Here is an 18,059-nt window from a genome sequence, read left to right as displayed (position 1 = left end):
ATATTAATGCGCCATACCCGCTGCGGCATTACTGCTCACCTCTATCCTGTTAACTATTTGCCTGCTGCCAAAAAATAATATTAGCAAGGCAATAAATGCGCTAACCTCCATAATTAATGACATGGGTACGGACGAATGTGTGTTTAGCATCCCGATGCCAAAAGTGGCTGTCGCGCCCAGGCCTAACTGCATGGCGCCTAATAGTGCGGAAGCCGTTCCCGCGTTTTTCTCGAACGGCGCCAAGGATAGCGCTGAAGCGTTAGGGTTTGAAATACCAATACAGCAAAGCATAATAAATATCATAGATATGGTGCCACCCAAGCCATACCAATTGTACCAGCTGCCTATAACAAATAACAGGCTGGTCACTACTTGTATACTTAATGAAACACGGATGATCTGCTCGCTCTTATATTTTTTCAGCAATAGGTTATTTACCTGGCTCGAGCCTATGAAACCGATTGAAAGGCTGGCAAAGATCCAGCCGTATGTTTTGGCACTTACCTTAAAAACTTCCATAAAAACTATCGGCGAAGCCGAAACATATACAAACAAACCCGCGAATGAAAAGGCACCTGTTAAAGCGTAGGTATAAAACTGCGGCTCTTTTATCACCGTTAAAAAGCTATTGATGATGGGCGCGGGTTTCAACGAGTAATTGGGGTCGGGTTTATAGCTTTCGGGCAGGAAGAATATTACGGAGAGCAGGATCAGGAATGCCATAATGCCCAATATCACAAAGATCTCGTGCCAGCCCCAGATCACCGTTACATAACCGCCAATGGTAGGTGCCAGCATGGGCGATGCACCCAATATCAGTATCAGCAAAGCAAAGATCTTGGCGTTTTCTTCAAGCGGGAAAATATCGCGCACCATAGCCATTGATGCTACTCCCGCGGCACAGCTGCCTATGGCCTGTACAAAGCGTATAATGATTAGCGTTTCTATACTGGTAGCAAAAAAACAACCTACAGAAGCCACCAGGTACAGCGATAAACCAAAATATAAAGGCTTTTTACGGCCATATTTATCTAACAGCGGCCCGTACAATAACTGGCCGGCCGCAAGCCCAACAAAAAAGCTGGAAAGCGAAAGTGATACCTCAGCAGTAGTGGTGTGCAGTGATTTGGCTATAGCCGGGAAACCGGGTAAATACATATCGATAGAGAACGGGCCCAGTGCCGTTAATGCTCCTAATATCAGTACGGTAAAAAAATAACGTTGTTTGGTCATGTTTCGGCAAAGATCGTTTTTCCATGTTAACAGCCGTCATATAACGGGTAATTTTTAAGTAAATTAAACCGTATTGCCTATTAAAACATACATTATAGGTCACCGGTGAAATTATATCCTTCTTAAGATATACCTGTAATTTAAAACTTTAAGTATGGCTAACCTGTTTTATTGATGATTGCCAACTTTGGCTTATTATTTGATTAGTTATTTATTACAACAGTTATATTATAATATTATTTTTTATGAAAAAGCTAATTGCATATATCGGGATACTATCTACATTCATGCTAACCAGCAACCTGGCCCATGCGCAGCATAAAAAAATAAGCGATCAGGGTAAAGGTGCTATTATAGGCGGCGCGGGTGGCGCTGTAGTGGGTGGTATAGTAGGTCATAACGTGGGCGGTGCCTTAATAGGTGGTGCCATTGGTGCCGGTGGCGGTTATATTATTGGTAACGAGCACCGTAAAAGTGTTGAGAAAAAGAGACGTGCCGCATACAGAGCGGCTTATTATCGTAAACACGGGCATTATCCAAACGCCTATGTTTACAGAAAACCAAAGTAATAACTATTGATTCTTGAAAAAGCCTGTAGCGTTTGCCACAGGCTTTTTCATTTTTAGTATATTTAAAGCAATGCAAACTACGTTATAATCTTAATGGTAAAAGTTTTCTTTACAGTTCTTGCTTGCTTTTTACCCGCCCTGTTATGGGCACAAAACGACAGCAGTTCTGTAAAATACCGCCCTACCGATACCATTGCCAAGGTCGATTTAATCGATATCGCCCGGTCGCTTTTCACTATCAGGACACGTACCATATCTGCCAATGAAAAAAAGAAGTTCTACTTTTCGGTATTGCCGGTTTCATCGTCAGGTATCGCCAATGGCAAAACGCTAATCACATCAACCACCGCGGGTTTTTACCTTGGCGACAGACGTACAACTTACCTGTCATCCATTACCTTTACGCCCTACGCCAACTTTAAGGGCCGGTATGGTTTACCTATTCACTCCAGTATCTGGCTTAACAATAATGCCTATAATATACAGGGCGATACCCGCGTATTGGTGTATCCGCAATACACCTGGGGGCTGGGTGGCGGCCAGCACGCGTCTGATAAGTTTCTGGTCAATTACCAATACATCCGCTTTTATCAAAGCGCGTTAAAAAAAATAACGCCCTATTTCTTTGCCGGCATTGGCTATAATTTAGATTACTACATGGATGTAGAAAGCGACAACGGTACATCTAAAACATTTAAAGAGTTTACCGGCTACCAGTTTGGTACCGGGCAAAGTTCATTCTCGTCGGGGCCAAGTGTCAACTTATTGTATGATACCCGCAATAACTCCATCAACCCGCTGCCGGGCTGGTATGGCAATATTATTTATCGTTACAGCATGGAGGCGCTGGGTAGTAATGATAACTGGCAATCGTTATATGTTGATGTGCGTAAATATCTATCGTTAACAACCGCCCCTACTAAAAACATGATCGCTTTCTGGACCTATTACTGGACCTCGCTTTCATCTGGTACACCTTATCTTAACCTGCCTTCTATCGGCAATGATCCCTACCAGCGTTCGGGCCGCGGCATAGCGCAAAACAGGTACCGGGGCGAAAACCTTTTTTACTTTGAAACAGAATACCGGCGCGATATTACTGACAATGGTTTACTGGGTTTTGTAATATTTGCCAATGCAAACTCGGCCAGCCAAGCGCACCTGCGCGAGTTTAAATACTGGAACCTGGCCGGCGGTAGCGGGCTGCGCATTAAGTTCAATAAAAAGTCTGACACCAATATTGGTATTGACTATGGTTTCAGTAAAAATTATTCGGCTTTGATACTCAATTTAGGCGAGGCTTTTTAAGCAAAAAACTGCCTTTAAATAGTGTTGAAAGCATAAATATCTTTTTTACAATATTTTAACCGGATTGTTACGTTTGATATAATAATATTAAAAATATATAAGTATATTTGGCTATTAACGTTCGAAAAAATATCAGCCTTTACCCTCTAAGCTTAATTAGAAGCAATACATTTTACGATTTACAAGTTTTTCGAAGTAGTATTAATTTATATACATGTCAAAACGTATTTTAATATTAGACGATAACCAGGACATTCTGGATATCGTTCACGAAACACTGTCGTACGAAAACTTTGATGTAAAGAGCATCTCTGAGGGGGCTGAGGTTATGCCCCTGGTTGAAAGCTTTGAACCAAACCTGGTGATATTGGATTACCGCGTCGCTGGTGCAAACGGCGGCGAACTGTGCCGGCAAATAAAATGCCACCCCGAATATAAAGATACCCCTGTTATTATTTTCTCGGCTTATATTAATCATGACGACGAATTGTTTGGTTACGGCTGCGACGCGGTTATAAACAAACCATTTGATCTTAGCGAGCTGGTTGAAAAAGTTAACAGCCTGATATCTTAGGCGCTGCGCTTCACTCTCCCTTTAGCTATAATAATTAAAAAGCGCAAACAATAAAAACATACCAATGTTGTCTTTTAAACAGATTGGGCATATCATATACTGATGGCTATGTTTTTTTACAATTAATAATGCTTACTATTGCTATAACTAAAACAACTCATTAACTTATTTTTTAGATGAAAATTTTTATCGCTAAGCTGCCGTACCAATACCAGCAAGCTGACATTATTGAACTTTTTGCCCCTTATGGCGAAGTAAGTTCTGCTAACGTAATCATGGATCGCGAGACTGGCAGGAGCAAATGCTATGCTTTTGTTGAAATGCCAAATGATGAAGAGGCGCAAAACGCCATTACCAACCTTGACGAAAAACAAATTTTAGACAAAACCATTGCGGTGAGCCAGGCTAAAGAAAAAACGGACAGACCGAGCGGCGGTGGCGGTTATGGTGGCGGCGGCGGCTATCGTGGCGGAAGCGGCGGTGGCGGTGGTTATCGTGGTGGCAACAGCGGCGGCGGTGGTGGCGGCTACAACCGCGACAGGAACAGCGGCGGTGGCGGCGGTTATAACAAAGACCGTGGCAACAGCGGTGGTGGTTATAACAAAGACCGCGACAGGAGCGGCGGCGGTAGCTACCGTGACCGTGGCGGTAAAGAAAATTCTGACTATTAATTTGCAGATGATATAAAAAAAGCCGGATCATAAATTATGATCCGGCTTTTTTCGTTCATGTTTTTTCATAGCGATGGGTTTTAAACCCATCGCTATATATTAATCGCTGTCTATTATTATTTAAACTTAAATCCTATACCAAATTGCCAAACCTGGTTTTGGTAGTTAGGCACATAGGTATTGCCCTGGTAATCTGTTTTCTGAAGATCTATGGTATAACGTGCATGCAGGTCGACATTCCTGCTCAGATCAAAGCTTATACCCAACACGCCGTCAAGGTATGATTTATGGCCGTTGTTGCTTTCATAGTATTGCTCGCTGGTAGTTTCAAAACCGTTATCATAAGTATTGGTTGTTGATACAAGGTAAGACAATTGCGGGCCTATATAAATATTGAATGCCGGCGCGGCCTTAAATTTAAACAATAACGGCACATCGATATAGTTGGTACGCTGTGTAAAGTTACCATCGGTGGTGGTTGCAGTGTATCCTTTTTGCGAGAATAAAACTTCGGGCGCGAAAGATACCGGGTAAATGATGGGCAGGTCGAAAGTAAGACCAATGTTTAGCCCGGCCAAACTACCTGTATTATAATCCGAATTTGACGACACCATGTTGGACACGTTGGCACCGATCTCAAAGCCTACAGATGGTGTGTAAAAATCGCTGTTATCATTATTGTTGTAATTGTAACCACTACGCGGCGAGTGGTAGTACCGTCGTTGTGCGCTTACTGAGCCTGCAATTAGCAAACATAATATAGCTAAGAAGAAATTTTTTTTCATTGTAGTGTATTTTTATATTGTTAAACAATGTTTTTTAGAGCGATGACATTTGTAAAGGTTTATTTACCCCGAAATATTTTTGTTAAATATTAATAAATACCACTGTAACAACAGTTAACAAACAACATCAAATAGCTGATTTCAGCTATGCTAAAGACATTTTTTTGTGCTGATCGCCACCTTTTATCAAACAAAATTTTTAAATACATTTATGGTTCAAACAAGCCCCATGAAACACAAGTTATTTCTGATCTGTATTTTTCTTTCTGCTTTTATATCAAACCTGCACGCGCAAACCGTTATTGCCTGGAAACAAGGCACATCCGGCGGTTATACTTATAAATATGTAACCGGCGACCCTACCCACTCGCGTTTTTACACGCTTAAAAATGGGCTTACGGTAATACTTAGCCCAACCAATAAGCAACCGCGCATACAAGCTTACGTTGCAGTAAAGGCAGGCAGCAAAACAGATCCGGATAGCCACACAGGCCTTGCGCATTACCTGGAACACATGATGTTTAAGGGCACTGACAAATACGGCACCATGGATTACGAGAAGGAAAAACCTTACCTCGATCAGATAGATGCCTTATATGAGCAATATAACTCGACTACAGACGAAGGTAAACGCGCCGACATTTACAAGCAGATAGACCAGGTATCAGGCCAGGCGGCAAAGTTTTCGATAGCTAATGAGTATGATAAGATCATGGCTGCAATGGGCGGGCAAAACAGCAATGCCTTTACCTCATTTGAGCAAACAGTTTATGAGGACGATATCCCCAGCTCTGCCATAGATAAATATTTAACCCTGCAAACCGAGCGTTTCCGCGAACCGGTATTACGCCTTTTCCATACCGAGCTTGAGGCTGTTTATGAAGAAAAAAATATAGGACTGGACAATGACGGTCGCAAAACAGTCGAGGCCATGTTTGCCGCACTTTTCCCAAATAATAATTATGGTAAACACACCACTATAGGCACTATTCAGGATCTGAAAAACCCGTCATTAAAAGCCATCCGCAATTATTATTACACTTACTATGTGCCTAATAACATGGGCATTATCCTTTCGGGCGATTTTAACCCTGATGTAATGATCAAAAAGGTTGATGATCATTTCAGCTACATGAAAGCCAAGCCTATCCCGGTTTATAGTTTCGCACCTGAAAAACCGATCACCAGCCCGGTAAAAAAAGATGTGTATGGCCCAAGCCCTGAAACTTTAACCATCGGGTTCCGTTTCCCGGGGGCTAACACCCGCGATGCCCGCCTGCTTGACCTGATGGGATCAATGCTTACCAATGGTAAAGCCGGTTTATTTGATCTTGATCTTACCAAAAAACAATTGCTGTTAAGCGCCAACGCAAATTCATACGCCTTAAAAGATTACAGCGTATTACTGTTAACTGGCAACCCCATAAAAGGACAATCATTAGACGAGGTAAAAACCTTAATGCTTAATGAAATAGCCAAACTGAGAAATGGCAACTTTTCTGAAGACCTGATTACATCGATAGTTAATAACGAGAAAAAAAGCATTATCGAACAAAACGAAAGCTACTCGAACCGGGCCTCAAACCTGTTGAGCGATTTTACTGCAGGTGTTGACTGGCGCGCAGATGTGGGTACCATAAACGAGCTGTCAAAAATAACCAAAGCACAAATTGTGGCATTCGCCAACAAATACCTTACGGATAACAACTATGTGATAGTTTACAAACACCAGGGCGAAGACAAAAGTGTAATAAAAGTAGTTAAGCCACCCATTACCCCTGTTGATGTAAATACTACCGCCCAATCACCATTTTTACAAAGCGTCGCGGCCATACCTGCCAGTGCGGTAAAACCGGTATGGCTTGATTATAATAAAGATATCCAAAGGGCAAAGTCGGGCCGTGCAGAACTGCTATCAGTACAAAATAAAGACAACAGTATTTTCAGGCTATACTATCGCTATGACATGGGCAGCTGGAACAGCAAGCTACTCCCTATTGCTGCCCAATACATCCAATTCCTGGGTACCAAAACAAAAACCGCCGAGGATTTTAGCAAGGCGTTCTATAAACTGGCATCGTCATTCAATATATCTGCCGGTACAGAGATCTCCACCATCACTATCAGTGGCTTGCAGGAAAACTTTAACGCTACTGTAAAACTGTATGAAGACCTGTTAGCCAATTGTCAACCCGACGAAGCAGCATTAACCGCGCTTAAAGCCAGGATAAGAAAAGGACGTGAAAACGCTAAACTCAATAAAACAAACATAGCCCAGGGATTGGTGAGCTACGCGCAATACGGGCCGTCAAATCCGTTTAACAACGTATTGAGCGATGCCGAACTGGATAACCTTAAAGCGACAGACCTGGTGAATATTCTGCACCAGTTAAACAACTACAAGCATAACATTTTATATTACGGGCCATATACTGCTTTACAGGCGGCCACAGCATTAACCAAACTGCATAGTACACCTGTGGTGTTTACACCATACCCTGAGAAAAAACATTTTGTTAAACTGCAGGCTGACCACAACCAGGTATTATTTGCTGATTATGATATGGTACAGGCAGAGATCTACTGGATCCGTAATGAAGGCCTTTATGACCCGGCCCAGGCACCAAAGATCGAACTGTTTAACAACTACTTTGGCACCGGTGGCATGAGCGCGGTTGTTTTTCAGCAGATCCGCGAGTCTAAGGCATTAGCATATAATACTTACGCGTCGTACGCGTCGCCGGTTAAAAAGAGCGACCCTAACTTTTTTATAGGCTACGTAGGTACGCAGGCTGATAAGCTGAACGAAGCCGTTAAAAGCATGAACGACCTGTTGAATGATATGCCTGAATCTGAAAAAGGATTGAGTGATGCTAAGGATAATATCCGAAAATCGTTAGAAACAGACCGGATAACCCAGGATGATATTATATTTAATTACCTGGCAGCACGGCGCCTGGGGATTGATTACGATCTGCGTAAAACCACTTTTGATAACCTGAACAAGCTTGACTTCAATACCATCAAAGCTTTTCATGATAGCGAGCTAAAAGACAAGCCTTATACCTATTGCATAGTAGCCTCGGCTAAACGGGTTAATGATACCGATCTGCAAAAATATGGCGAATTAATAAAGCCCGACCTGAAACAAATATTTGGCTATTAATAACTAATTAATGTGTTGTAAAACAAGCACTAAATAAAACGTATAGGTTTTATTTAGTGCTTGTTTTACAACACATTATGGCTAATAATTAAATATTAATAATTAAAAATAATATTGGTATAGTAATTGTTATAACTGTTTTAACATATAACTATACCTTTTTTATTTTGAAAAGGATTAATACTTAATACAATGCAACGGATCTTAGCGGTTGATGATGACAAAGACATTTTAGAAGTTTTACAGTTAATACTTGAAGACTCAGGATACGAAGTAGAAACACTTGCCGATGGTGAATATTTATTTGACCGCATAGAGAAACACCACCCTGACCTGATCTTGCTGGACATTATGTTGGGTAATTTAGACGGCCGCGATCTTTGCCGCCTCGTTAAAGCCAAAAAAGAAACCAACAGCATCCCGGTTATCCTATTGTCTGCCAGCCACGCGATAACAGACAGTCTGAAACAAAATGGCAACCCCGACGATTTTATTGCCAAACCTTTTGATATTGACGTATTGCTTGACCGAGTTGAGCGCCAGCTGGCTGCCTAACATACTATAAGATTGTTAACAAGCCCCTTAACTAATTAACAATCTTTAAAGTTTTCAACAAAAACAACATCCCTTTTTACATGTGCGTTTAAAAAGTGTTTTCCACAGTTTGTTAATTACTATTGTGAATTACATTTTTGTGTTTAGCTAAATTAGCGCCACCATTGTTACGCATTATGATAAAATTCAAATACAGCATATTCATACTACTTATATCCTCCGCTCTTACTTTACACGCCCAAACAGACCAATCGTTTAAGGTGTACCATACGTACCATGCGGCTACTGATCTTTTACAGCGCGGTATGTATGTTGCCGCTTCGCAGCAGTACCAGTTGGTTATGTCTACACCGTTAAAAACAAGTAACCAGCCGCAGTTTGAAAGTGAATTATCCCTGTTAAAAGAAAACTCGCAATATTACATAGCCCTTTGTGCGCTTGAGCTGGGTAATGACAATTCTGAAAGCCTATTTTTAAAGTTCATAAACGAGCATCCTGAAAATCCGTTGGCAAAGCTGGCTGTTTATCAGATAGGCCGCGCCTATTCTATTCAGGGGAAATATAAAGAAGCTTTAGAGTGGTTTGATAAAATAACCGCCGGCCAATTAACCGGCAGTGAAAATACCGAGTATAAATTCCGCAAAGGTTATGCTTATTTCTCGCTGAACGATTATACCAATGCGCAATTATTGTTTAGCGAGGTAAAAACAAGGCGCTCGCCATTTACCGATGACGCTACTTATTATTTCGCGTATATAGCTTATCTGAACAAAGATTACCATTTGGCTTTGGTGAATTTCGAGAAGTTAAAAAACTCTAAAAAATACATCAACAGCTATCCATACTATATCACAGCGGTTTATTTTTTAGATAAACGTTATGACGATGTAATAAGCTATGCCGTACCCATTGTAAACTCAACCAAACAACAAAACGAAACCGAAATGCTGCGCATTATTGCCGCGTCGTACTTCGCTAAGGTTGATTATGACAACGCTGTAAAATATTACGACCGTTTTGAGGCGCGCGACCAGGGCAGAACGCAAAACACGCAGGACAGCTACCAGATGGGTTACGCTTATTATAAAGTGGGCAACTATACCAAATCTGCCAGCGAACTTGAAAAACTGATTGAACAAAACGATGCTTACAGCCAAAGCGGCAGCTATACCTTAGGCTTGGTATTCCTGAAAATGAATAATAAGCAAAGCGCGCGTAACGCGTTCTTTACCGCATCACGGTTAACATTTGATAAGCAATTACAGGAAGACGCTTTGTTTCAGTATGCAAAACTTTCATACGAGCTTGACTTTAACACCCAGGCCCTTGAAGCTACCCGTCTTTACTTAAAAAATTACCCAAGAGCGACCCGTACTACCGAAGTTAAGGTTTTATTAGGCGAAGAATTACTGAACTCGCATAACTATAAAGAAGCAGTTGAGATCTTAGAGCCTATCCCCAATAAAACACAAAGTGCCAAGATCGCTTACCAAAAAGTTACTTATTTCCGTGGTTTAGAGTTTTACAACGAACGCGCCTTTGAAAATGCTATCGGTATTTTCTTGCGCTCATTAAAAGATCCGGTTGATCCGAAAGTTAAAGTTTTAACTACCTATTGGATGGCCGAGGCCATGTATGAGGTGCGTAAATACAGCGAGTCGGTATCAACCTTCCAGGATTTCCTGGATATGCCCGAAGCTAAAGAAACTAACGTTTATAACTACGCCAACTACGCGTTAGCATATGCTGCCTTTTATGGTGAAAAATATAAAACTGCTGCAACTTACTTCCAAAAATTCTTAGACGGCGAAGAAAAAGACCCTAACACTATTAATGACGCGGTAACCCGCATAGGCGACAGCTACTTTGTATTAAAGAGCTATGAAAAAGCTTTAGAGTATTACAACCGCATTATTAATCAGCATATAAAAGGCGAGGATTACGCGTTATTTCAACGCGGTATGATTCAGGGTTTACAAGGCGCGCCTGATACTAAGATCAGTACCCTTAAAGACCTGCTAAGCACTTTCCCTAACTCTGATTATGCTGACGATGCCGACTTCGAGATAGCTTATACTTACTTTGTAAAGAATGACGGCCCTACTGCCAAAACGCTTTTACAGGCCATGATCCAAAAATACCCGCAAAGCAGCTATGTGCCACGGGCGTTAGTTACCATTGGTTTAATAGACTATAATGCGGGTAATGATGACCTTGCTGTCGAGTCGTTTAAACAGGTGATAAAAGATTACGCGTCAACAGACGAAGCTAAACAAGCGCTTAAACAGATCGAGAAGATCTATACAGATAAGGGCGACGCGCAGACCTTCATTGCTTACGCTGGCACTACTCCTATCGGTAACTACTCGGCTGCCGACCAGGAAAACATCATGTACACTGCGGCCAATAACGTATATTTAAAGGGCGACTGGCAGGGAACTGTATCCGCTGTGAATGGCTACTTTGATAAGTTCCCAACCAAACCTATCTACGAAAAACAAGCCAGGTTTATCCGCGCGCAAGCGTTAGTTAACCTGAACAGATCAGACGAAGCCGTACAGGATTATAACGTGATATTGAACGACTGGACCAGTTCGTCAACAGAGCAGTCGCTGATCGCGATGGCTAAGCTGTACATGAACCAGAAAAAATACAATGACGCGGTGGTGTTCCTGAAAAAATTGGAGATCAATGCCGAATATAAAGCCGATTACACATTTGCAGTTAACAACCTGCTGCTATGCTACTCGCAAATGAAAGCATCAGACGATGTACTGAACTATGTAAAACTGGTTAGGCAAAATGAAAAATCATCGCAGGAAGATAAATTCAAGACCGGTTTATATGCGGGTATAGCTCACTTACAGAAAGGCGATACCACAGCAGCTATAAACGAGTTTGACTACACCATCAGCAATACCAAAACCATTGCGGCTGCCGAGGCTAAGTACAACATCGCCAACATTCAATACTTAAAACACCAGTACAAAGCATCGCAAAAAACCTGCTTTGAAATTGCTAAAGAGATGCCTAATTATGATTATTGGATAGCCAAGACCTTTATCTTGCTGGCCGATGATTATATAGCGCTGAAAGACAAATTCCAGGCAAAGGCTACACTGCAAAGCGTACTGGATAATTACAAAGGCAATGATGATATATTGCCTGCGGCACAACAAAGGATGGAAAAAATTGCACCAGGAAAGGCTGGCAGTAAATCACTCGCCACTCCTACGGATGAAGCCAAACCTGATTCCACCAATAGTAAAACAGATACTACAACTAATAAACCGGTTAACAAAGGATAAAAGAAGACAAGCACATGAAATTAAAATACACCTATACGCTGTTTACTTTGATCATGGTATTATACTTTGTTCCGGCTGACGCGCAAAAAAGTACCAAGTCAAAAAAAGCGACGACAACAAAAATTACTGCAAAGAAAGCACCTGCCAAAAGCACCGCTAAACCGGCTGCAAAATCAACAGGTACAAAAAAAGCAACCGATACTAAATCATTAGGCGATCAGGCTGCAAAAAGCGCGGCTGATACTACTAAAGGTGGCGGCGGCGCAGGTGGTGCCAATGGCGCTAACGGCGGCAGCCTATCAGAAGAGATTGTAATTACATCAGCTTACAAACCTTTACTGGCTGATGCTGTAAAGATTCGTCGTAACCCTGACCTGGAGGATAAAATACCATACAAAGCACCATTAACCTATACGCCGCTTGATAAACGTTTAGAGCAAAACTCTGAGATAAAACAACTGGATGCCATGAAAATGCCTGCCCAGCTGGATACATTGCCATACAACAACATTGTACGTGGCGCGGTTGGTAATTTAAAAACCACCTTTTTTGAAGGCTATTTTGGTAACGGCCGCGACCAGGCTTTACAGGTGGGCGGTTACGTTAAGCATTTAATGCAGGGCGGTACCACTTACTACAAGCAAGACACCCGTAATGATCAGATAGGCGTTTTTGGCAAAAACATAGGCGACGAAAATACGTTAACCGGCCGCATTGATTACAGCAACAGCAGTAACAACTTTTTCGGTTATGATAAAGACCATCCGCCTGTTAAGCTTGATGTTGCCGGCCAGACTTTTAGCACCTTAGGCGCTGAGGGCGAGATTGCTAAAAACTACAAAGACGTTGAAAACGACTTTACCTACGCCCTTAAATTAAAAGGCTATATTTTCAGCGATAAGTTTGATGCCAGAGAAAGCAACCTGGTATTGTCAGGATTTTTAAACGAGACCATTAACCAGTTCTACGCCGGTTTAAGCGCCTCGCTTGATCTGAGTACACAAAAGGACTCTTTATATAACTACAACAATAGCATTGTAAGGTTAAACCCCTATATCAAATTCCAGGGAACGGCTTATAAAGTTGACGCAGGTGTAAACATTGTCGATGAGTTTGGCTTTGCATCGCGCTTCTCGATCTTCCCGGCTGCTAAGGCGGAGTTACAGGTTATCCCTAAATATGTGCGCATTTTTGTTGAGGCCAAAGGCGATGTAAATAAATCATCATTAAAAGATTTTTACGGGCTTAACCCTTTCCTGGGCCAGAACCTGGATATCAAAAATTCGGTTGATAAGCTTGACCTGAGCGCCGGTCTTAAAGGCACATTGGCACCGGGGCTTGGTTTTAAAGCAACCTTCTTCAGGAACACGGTTAAAAACATGCCTTTGTTTGTGAGCAACTTTAACTTTGCTGCCGGCCAAAACAGGTTTGGTGTTATTTATGACAATGGCACAGCTACCATAAGCGGTTTTAACGGCGAACTGGACTTTAAAGCATCAAGTGATGTAAGTGTGTTTGGACGTGCCGAATTTAAAAACTACAGCATGGCCAGCGAAGTACAGGCCTGGAACCTGCCTAAGTTTAAACTGACCGCAGGTACATCTATCAATATTAATGATAAGGTTAAAGTTACCGGTTCGTTATTATTCAGGGGCATAGCTTATGATCAGACTAACAACGCATTGTATAACAAAACTTTTGGTGTAAATCCGCCAACTACCGCTATATCACAGATCAGCCAGTTTGCTGACCTGAGCGGAGGCGTTGAGTACAGCATTAACAAACAAATCTCCATTTTTGGAAAAGTAAATAACATTTTAAATTCAACAAATCAAACCTGGTTGTATTATCCTGACTACGGATTTAATATCTTTGGCGGTGCCAGTTTCAGCTTCTAATATTAAAGTTATATGATTAAACTGTTAAGCAAGTTTTTTAAACTACTTAACATTTTACAGTATCGTCTTAAGACTTATATTTGAAGTTAACTAATTAACCGTTACTTTTAGCAAATGGATGTAGGCTTTTATTTAAGCGAATTGCTCATGCAGCAGGGCGAAGTAGACATACCCGGACTGGGTAACTTTGAGCGGCTGCGTATGAGTGGGTATTACGACGAGAATGAACGCGCATTTTATCCGCCCTATCACCGGGCTAAATTTACTGCAGGTACTGCGGGCACCGAAGAGTTGTCCGGCTATATCGCGCTAAAAAAACACATCTCTGGTGCATCTGCAGAATATTTTGTTGAAAAGTACGTAGCCAACCTAAAACAGGAAGCCCTAACCGGTGAAGTTGCTGTTGGTAACCTCGGCTGGTTTTATACCGATGGCGGTCAGCTAACCTTTAAGCCTGCCGATAAAATAACTGACGACAGCATTTTTTACGGGCTTGAACCTGTCGGCATAGCCAAAACAAATGGTACTGTTGTTGAAGAAGTACCTGCTGTACCTGCAGCAGTTGTTGCAGAAGAAACAGCGGTAGTTGCCGAAGTACAACATCACCCTGAACCGGTAATTGTACCTGAGCCGGTTGTTGAACCGGTAATTGTTAGTGAACCTGTAGTATTTGAAAATCATTACCAGGCACAACCAGTAGAATTTTACAACCGGCAGGAAGGTGCTGAATACACCTATGTAGCCCCTGAAACTGATGAGCGTAAGAGCCCTTTACGCATCTTCCTGATAATAGTAGTTATTATACTTCTGCTGGATACTGTTATACTTGGGATTTACCGCTATTACCCGGATGTTTTTGCTAAAGTTGCTTTCTGGCAGGACAATACAAAACCTGCTGACACCGTTAAAGCTAATACAGAGGTGCCCGTTAAGGTTGCAGATACAGCTAACACCGATTCGATTGAAACAGCTGAAGGCCCGCAAAGTAAAGGAGATACCGTTGTTAAAGCCGCGCCTGCAGTTAAGAAAACAGAGCCGAAAAAAGCAGCCCCGGTGGTAGCAACTAAAAAAGAAGAGCCTGCGGCTAAACCGCCAGTAACGGTAACAAAACCGGCAGCAACAACTACTGCGGCGGCAGCGTTAGATACAAGCGCGCTAAAACCATCAGACGCTACGGGTACCAGGCGTTTTGAAGTTTATGTATTGGCCTGTAAAACTATGCCTACAGCTATGCGTTACAGTATGAAGTTAAGAAAAAAAGGCTTGGATCCGCGCATTGTTACAGATGCCCCGGGTAAATTGATCCATATATCCATTGGTCATTTTGCAACACAAAAAGAAGCAATGGCCTATGGGATACAACAGCAGGAAAATGGTAAAGTAAGTACAGACGCTTATCCTATAGAAATTATACCACAAAAAAAATAACACAATAATTAATGCAAGCAGTAACAGACACAGTAAAAAATATTACAGATACAGCTAATCATGCTGCACAACAATTAGCAGCGGCCCCAAAAGAACTTCATTTTGGCGAGTTGATAGTAAAAGGCGGATTGGTAATGATACCTATTGGTATTTTGGCAGTGCTGGCACTGGTTATATTCTTTGAAAGATATTTCACTATCCGCAAGGCATCAAAAAACGAGTCGAACCTGTTGCAGCAGATCCGCAGCAGTATCCATTCGGGTAATTTGGAATCGGCTATTGCTATTTGCCGTAACAATAACTCGCCTTTGGGCCGTATGCTGCAAAAAGGCTTATTGCGTATCGGCAGGCCAATTAAGGATATTGAAGGCGCTATTGAAAACATTGGCAAGCTGGAAGTATCAAAGCTTGAAAAAAACATAGGTATTTTAGGTATAGTTGCCGGTATTGCGCCCATGTTTGGTTTCCTTGGTACAATTGCCGGGGTTATTAAGATCTTTTACGATATCTCTATGACCGATAATTACAGTATGTCTGTAATATCCGGTGGTTTATACGTAAAGATGGTAACATCTGCAGCTGGCTTATTTGTAGGTATTATTGCTTATGTGGGTTACCACATTTTAAATATGATGGTTGATAAGGTGATCTTACAATTAGAGACTGACGCCATTGAATTTATTGACCTGTTAGAAGAGCCCAGCAAATAATGAATTTAAGAAAGAGAACGAGGGGGGCATCTGCCGAGGTACATACTTCGGCCATGAACGATATCATGTTCTTCCTGCTTTTGTTTTTCCTGATCGCGTCGACATTGACCAATCCGAATGTGATTAAGCTGAGCTTGCCTAAGTCGGCAGCGGGTAAATCAATCGCTAAGAAAACCATTATAGTTTCGATCAAAAAGGACCTGACCTACTACGTTGATAAAAAACCCGTAGCCGTGGCAGACCTTAATGCTGTACTATCTACCTATAAAACCGCGGATACCGAAGTAACAATCGTTTTATACGTTGATAAAGTAGTAGCCATACAGGATGTAGTATCGGTAATGGACATCGCACAAAAATTAAATATTAAACTGGTACTGGCAACGGAACCTAAGTAGAGTAGCTGGCAGTAGGCAGTTAGCAGTTTGCAAACCGAACTATTAACTGGTAACTGCAAACTAACAACTGCAAACTGAACAATGAATTACTACCAGGAAGAAAATAACTATCCAAAGGCATTTGCGGCGACAGGCGTTATCCTGGCGCTGGTGATGGCTATGTGTTATTTTATCGTGTTTAACAATCCGCCGCCGCCAGAGAATGGTACAGGTGGGATCCTGGTAAATTACGGTACTACCGACGAAGGTATGGGTAGCGATTACATGAGCACCGAGCAGCCGTCGGTAGCCGAAAAGGCCAACCATACCCGGCCCGACAAAGTAACCAAGGCCCCGCCTACCGAAGAGAAAACTAAAGTAGATGCCAGCGATAAAAACGTAGTCACCCAAAATACCGAAGACGCACCCGAAGTTGCAGCAAATACAAAAAAGAAAACCGATAATATCAGCACCCAGCCAACCAAGGCGGTAAGCAAACCTACAGTAAATCAAAACGCGCTGTACAAAGGCAAAACCAACAATGGCGTGGGCGAAGGCGACGGTACAACCAATACGCCGGGCAACCAGGGTAAACCAACCGGCAGTACACTTACCAATAACTATAATGGTACAGGCTCAGGCAACGGCGGCAGCCTGATGATGTCACAGCGTAACTTTACCAGCAAACCGGCCATAAGTGATGACGGCAGGCATACCGGTAAGGTAGTGGTTGACCTACGTGTAGATAAGAACGGTAACGTAACCTATGCCCGTGCAGGTGCCCGCGGCACCACCATAACCGACTCGAACCTGCTGCAAAAATGCGAGGATGCCGTTAAAAACTCCAAACTTAATCCGCTTGAGTCGGCACCTGACCAACAGGTAGGTACTGTAGTGTTTGTGTTTAAGGTGAATTAGGCTTATTCGTTCAAAATGATTTTCCCTTTTTCTGTACGATTTAACAAAAAATTGAAAGCCGAAATAATGTCCGAAAATCAACCGCAAGCATTACAGTTCATAGCAAAATATATCTCAGAGGATAAAGCGGATAATGTTACTGTTACAGAATTAGATGTGAGTTATAATGGATCTACGTCTATTTGGAGAGGGTCACTGTTTGGAAGTGTCGATAGCGGCATATTCAGTTTTGCTTTTAAGAACAATTGCTGGTGCCTTGTTTATCAAATTAATATGCGTAAGCTATTTACAGGTACATCCATATTATCTGTATTAGCAGAAATATTTGCGTTAATAAACGGAGGGCCATGGTGGATAGGTATAGCCACATTTTCATGGCTGTGCGGCGCTAATTGGATTACCAATTTAATAAGACACGAAAGCGTAGCATTCAGCGTATCCGCTGGGATCGACGAACTGATATGCGGCAAAACACCCGAAGAGGAAAAAATCCCCGGAAAACTTAAAAGCTGGTTTTAAATACACCGCCTGTTAAAGCGTCTGCGCTTTAACAATAAGT

Annotated in this window: 15 protein-coding genes; 13 read left to right on the top strand and 2 right to left on the bottom strand. The window is 42.1% G+C overall.

What is annotated here, in order from left to right:
• Nucleotides 1-3: 3 nt before the first annotated feature.
• A complete protein-coding gene (locus FO440_RS19735; protein WP_144250018.1) occupies nucleotides 4-1,233 on the bottom strand; it encodes a multidrug effflux MFS transporter in 1,230 nt (409 codons plus the stop codon).
• 245 nt (nucleotides 1,234-1,478) lie between these two features.
• On the opposite strand from FO440_RS19735, the gene FO440_RS19730 reads away from it, so the two are divergent.
• From FO440_RS19730 to FO440_RS19715, 4 genes are all read left to right on the top strand, one after another.
• Nucleotides 1,479-1,802: a YMGG-like glycine zipper-containing protein gene (locus tag FO440_RS19730; RefSeq protein ID WP_186292726.1), complete on the top strand. Its 324-nt coding sequence runs from the start codon at nucleotides 1,479-1,481 to the stop codon at nucleotides 1,800-1,802.
• Nucleotides 1,803-1,895: 93 nt separating this feature from the next.
• Nucleotides 1,896-3,110, top strand: a complete 1,215-nt coding sequence (locus tag FO440_RS19725; protein WP_144250017.1) for a BamA/TamA family outer membrane protein — start codon at nucleotides 1,896-1,898, stop codon at nucleotides 3,108-3,110.
• A gap of 214 nt (nucleotides 3,111-3,324) precedes the next feature.
• Nucleotides 3,325-3,684, top strand: coding sequence for a response regulator (locus FO440_RS19720; protein ID WP_144250016.1), 360 nt, complete (start codon nucleotides 3,325-3,327; stop codon nucleotides 3,682-3,684).
• Nucleotides 3,685-3,860: 176 nt separating this feature from the next.
• A complete protein-coding gene (locus FO440_RS19715; protein ID WP_144250015.1) occupies nucleotides 3,861-4,355 on the top strand; it encodes an RNA recognition motif domain-containing protein in 495 nt (164 codons plus the stop codon).
• Nucleotides 4,356-4,471: 116 nt separating this feature from the next.
• Here the strand turns inward: FO440_RS19715 and FO440_RS19710 are convergent, their stop codons facing one another.
• The gene (locus tag FO440_RS19710) at nucleotides 4,472-5,140 is read right to left on the bottom strand and encodes a porin family protein (protein ID WP_144250014.1); all 669 of its coding nucleotides are present in this window, start codon (nucleotides 5,138-5,140) and stop codon (nucleotides 4,472-4,474) included.
• A gap of 229 nt (nucleotides 5,141-5,369) precedes the next feature.
• Between FO440_RS19710 and FO440_RS19705 the strand changes: the two genes are divergently transcribed.
• The 9 genes from FO440_RS19705 (at nucleotide 5,370) to FO440_RS19665 (ending at nucleotide 18,019) form a co-directional block, all read left to right on the top strand.
• Complete coding sequence (locus FO440_RS19705; RefSeq protein ID WP_144250013.1) at nucleotides 5,370-8,306, top strand: M16 family metallopeptidase; 2,937 nt, start codon at nucleotides 5,370-5,372, stop codon at nucleotides 8,304-8,306.
• A 192-nt stretch (nucleotides 8,307-8,498) separates the two neighbouring features.
• Entirely contained in the window at nucleotides 8,499-8,861 is a 363-nt protein-coding gene (locus FO440_RS19700) for a response regulator (protein WP_144250012.1), read from the top strand.
• A gap of 176 nt (nucleotides 8,862-9,037) precedes the next feature.
• Nucleotides 9,038-12,169 carry a tetratricopeptide repeat protein gene (locus tag FO440_RS19695; protein WP_144250011.1) on the top strand — a complete coding sequence of 1,044 codons (3,132 nt, stop codon included), beginning with the start codon at nucleotides 9,038-9,040 and terminating at the stop codon, nucleotides 12,167-12,169.
• A 14-nt stretch (nucleotides 12,170-12,183) separates the two neighbouring features.
• Nucleotides 12,184-14,067 carry a porin family protein gene (locus FO440_RS19690; protein ID WP_144250010.1) on the top strand — a complete coding sequence of 628 codons (1,884 nt, stop codon included), beginning with the start codon at nucleotides 12,184-12,186 and terminating at the stop codon, nucleotides 14,065-14,067.
• Nucleotides 14,068-14,181: 114 nt separating this feature from the next.
• Entirely contained in the window at nucleotides 14,182-15,495 is a 1,314-nt protein-coding gene (locus tag FO440_RS19685) for a hypothetical protein (protein WP_144250009.1), read from the top strand.
• An 11-nt stretch (nucleotides 15,496-15,506) separates the two neighbouring features.
• Entirely contained in the window at nucleotides 15,507-16,205 is a 699-nt protein-coding gene (locus FO440_RS19680; protein WP_144250008.1) for a MotA/TolQ/ExbB proton channel family protein, read from the top strand.
• The gene (locus FO440_RS19675; RefSeq protein ID WP_144250007.1) at nucleotides 16,205-16,603 is read left to right on the top strand and encodes an ExbD/TolR family protein; all 399 of its coding nucleotides are present in this window, start codon (nucleotides 16,205-16,207) and stop codon (nucleotides 16,601-16,603) included. Before FO440_RS19680 ends, FO440_RS19675 begins: the two co-directional genes overlap by 1 nt.
• Before the next feature lie 81 nt (nucleotides 16,604-16,684).
• A complete protein-coding gene (locus FO440_RS19670; protein WP_144250006.1) occupies nucleotides 16,685-17,500 on the top strand; it encodes an energy transducer TonB in 816 nt (271 codons plus the stop codon).
• A 66-nt stretch (nucleotides 17,501-17,566) separates the two neighbouring features.
• A complete protein-coding gene (locus FO440_RS19665; RefSeq protein WP_144250005.1) occupies nucleotides 17,567-18,019 on the top strand; it encodes a hypothetical protein in 453 nt (150 codons plus the stop codon).
• Nucleotides 18,020-18,059: the final 40 nt, after the last annotated feature.

Origin of the sequence: Mucilaginibacter corticis, from assembly GCF_007558865.1 — a bacterium.
GTDB classification, from domain to species: Bacteria; Bacteroidota; Bacteroidia; order Sphingobacteriales; family Sphingobacteriaceae; genus Mucilaginibacter; species Mucilaginibacter corticis.
Note: the sequence above shows the minus strand (reverse complement) of the source record. Positions and strands in the feature narration are given on the sequence as shown.